Origin of the sequence: Acinetobacter sp. YH12231 (assembly GCF_013417755.1) — a bacterium.
Classification (GTDB): Bacteria; Pseudomonadota; Gammaproteobacteria; order Pseudomonadales; family Moraxellaceae; genus Acinetobacter; species Acinetobacter amyesii.
In genome coordinates this window covers 1-2,685 of the sequence record NZ_VPDJ01000056.1, presented here as the reverse complement: position 1 = coordinate 2,685, position 2,685 = coordinate 1, and the positions used below count along the sequence as shown (strand labels likewise).

Here is a 2,685-nt window from a genome sequence, read left to right as displayed (position 1 = left end):
AAGAGCTTTTAGACATGCTAAGAAGCCCACACAGCAAGGCATACAGAGGACATATCCCACCGTTTACCTACCAATATCCCACCGTTTACCTACCAATATCCCACCGTTTACCTACCAATATCCCACCATTTACCTACCTTAATACACATAGATATTTTTATGTGTTATAACGTAATAAAAAATAGTGGTGGTTTATGAGTGATTTAATAGTGAAAGATAACGCTCTAATGAACGCTAGTTATAACTTAGACTTAGTTGAACAGCGGTTAATTCTCTTAGCTATCCTTGAGGCTAGAGAATCAGGCAAAGGAATTAACGCCAATGACCCTCTTACAGTTCATGCAGAGAGTTATATCAATCAATTCGGTGTAGCTAGACAGACTGCTTATCAAGCCCTAAAAGATGCCTGCAAAGATTTATTTGCCCGTCAATTCAGCTATCAAGAAAAGCGTGAACGTGGACGAGCTAATATTACAAGTCGTTGGGTATCGCAAATTGCTTACATTGATGAAACGGCAACAGTTGAGGTTATTTTTGCCCCTGCTGTTGTTCCCCTGATTACACGATTAGAGGAACAGTTCACAAAGTACGATATTGAACAAATTAGTAGCTTATCGAGTGCCTATGCAGTTCGCTTGTATGAATTATTGATCTGCTGGAGAACAACAGGAAAGACTCCAGTTATTGATTTAACTGAATTTAGAAAGCGAATAGGAGTTTTAGATACCGAATATCAGCGAATGGATGTATTTAAACGTGGCGTTTTAGAACTAGCATTGAAGCAAGTAAATGAACATACCGACATCACAGCAAGCTATGAACAGCACAAAAAAGGGCGGACAATCACTGGGTTCTCATTCAAGTTTAAGCAGAAGAAGAAAAAAGAGCTAGAAACGCCAAAAAACAGCGATTCTGATGTTTCTAAGCCAAAAACCGTAGAAATCCCTACCAACATCGTAAAACAGCCTGAAAACGCAAATATGGACGTTTTGGAACATCGTAAAAGTAAAATTACAGGTGCAATCATGGCTAATGGTTTAGCAGATCGATTTAAACGTGGTGATGAGTCAGTAATGGACATGATGAAACGAATCAAAGAAGAAATCACAACTGAAGCAACAGCGGACCAATGGCAAAACAAGCTAGAAGAATTTGGTGTGGTTTTTTAATGACTAAAAATTATAAATCTGCCACATAGGTTTTTCTTTCAGAATGAAAGCGCACTTTAACCCAAAATAGACATTTTGCTTCGCACATATCAATTTTGAATTACGTGCGTTCTCCCGAAGGGCGCACTTAGCCATTGCAAGCAATGAGTGCGTTTTTGCATAGCAAAAATTTGTCTGTCACGTGGCAATCACGTAGAAAATTGTGCTTAAAAGCCTTGCTGTTAATGGTTTAAAAAAAGCGTCACTACCTTAATAGTGACGCTTTTTCTCTTAGTTATTTTTTTTCGTTTCAATAAAATCTAATATTTTGTTTCCATCTGGAATGCCAGACATAGTTCTTAAAAAGACTACATTTCTATCTAATATTTTTTTAACATCAGATGCTGAAATTGGTTTTTCAAAAAGTTTAAAATCACTTAGTTTTTGATAAAAGCACTCATCTTTTTTCTCATTATGGTCACATTTTTCTACTTCACCAGTACCTTTCCCATAACCGACTATACCTTTCCCATTTTCATAAAGAAAAACTACGTCATTTAAATTAATACGCTCTATATTATGTTTCCATGGAGAATAAAAAGCTGCTGCAAAGCCATTTTGAATCATCCATTTTGAATCATCTTCACTATGCGACTTATTTGTATTTAATAGATGAAATCTATAATTTATTTCACTCTCTTTGTCTTTCAACATTTCTTTTTCTTCTACCTTTGATAGTGCTTTTTGAGCAGCTTCTGCACCATGCTCAAGAAGTTGAAGCATTGTTTCTTGTTTTGACATATTTAAATCAATAGCTAATGTTTCAATAAAAGTATGTAAAGACTCAGGCATACGAATGGTTGATGCTATTAATTCAGTTTTTGATTTTTTTAGATTTTCAATAAGGGATACTATATTACTCATAACCTCTCCAGATTAAATTCATTTTAGGTTCTAATATGAATCTAATATGATTCAAAAAAAATGTCAATAAAGATCTATATGAGAATCTAAGCGAGTGTCTACGAGCGACATAATGAAAGTTCGATTATTCCCCCTCTGAAAAACTGCTTTTAAAAATATTAGCTGCTAGATGATTTTTACTATTTTGAGCTTTTGCTTTTAAAAAAATACGAGCGAAGCGAGTTCATAGTCCTTTTTGCTTTTGGGGTTTCGGGGCTAGCCCTGAACAAGGTCACAGAGTGGGAATTTATCACGGTAGTGAAAAAGTACCCTTTGTGTATCCTTGCTTAAAATCTTTTTATTTTTGATTTTTTCTGATTTTTCTATGTCATTTGTTAAAAATTGCCCCTGACGTAACGAAGTGAAGTCAAAAAAGTTTGAGCTTTAGCGAAAACATAGGGCAATTTTCATGATGAAAATGGGTTTTTAATGTTTTTAAAGGCTTTTAAGAGCTTTTAGACATGCTAAGAAGCCCACACAGCAAGGCATACAGAGGACATATCCCACCGTTTACCTACCAATATCCCACCGTTTACCTACCAATATCCCACCGTTTACCTACCAATATCCCACC

Annotated in this window: 2 protein-coding genes; one reads left to right on the top strand and one right to left on the bottom strand. The window is 35.5% G+C overall.

Annotated features, from left to right (window positions below; all coding sequences use genetic code 11):
- The first annotated feature begins 194 nt into the window (after positions 1 to 194).
- Entirely contained in the window at positions 195 to 1,169 is a 975-nt protein-coding gene (gene repM / locus FTV11_RS16825; RefSeq protein WP_180074503.1) for a replication initiation protein RepM, read from the top strand.
- A gap of 270 nt (positions 1,170 to 1,439) precedes the next feature.
- Here repM and FTV11_RS16820 read toward each other — a convergent pair whose 3' ends face one another.
- Positions 1,440 to 2,072, bottom strand: a complete 633-nt coding sequence (locus FTV11_RS16820) for a hypothetical protein (protein ID WP_180074501.1) — start codon at positions 2,070 to 2,072, stop codon at positions 1,440 to 1,442.
- Positions 2,073 to 2,685 lie beyond the last annotated feature (613 nt).

Bases quoted from the DNA above. Each gene is read 5' to 3' on its own strand.
- repM (WP_180074503.1), top strand. From the start codon at position 195: ATGAGTGATTTAATAGTGAAAGATAACGCTCTAATGAACGCTAGTTAT.
- FTV11_RS16820 (WP_180074501.1), bottom strand. From the start codon at position 2,072: ATGAGTAATATAGTATCCCTTATTGAAAATCTAAAAAAATCAAAAACT.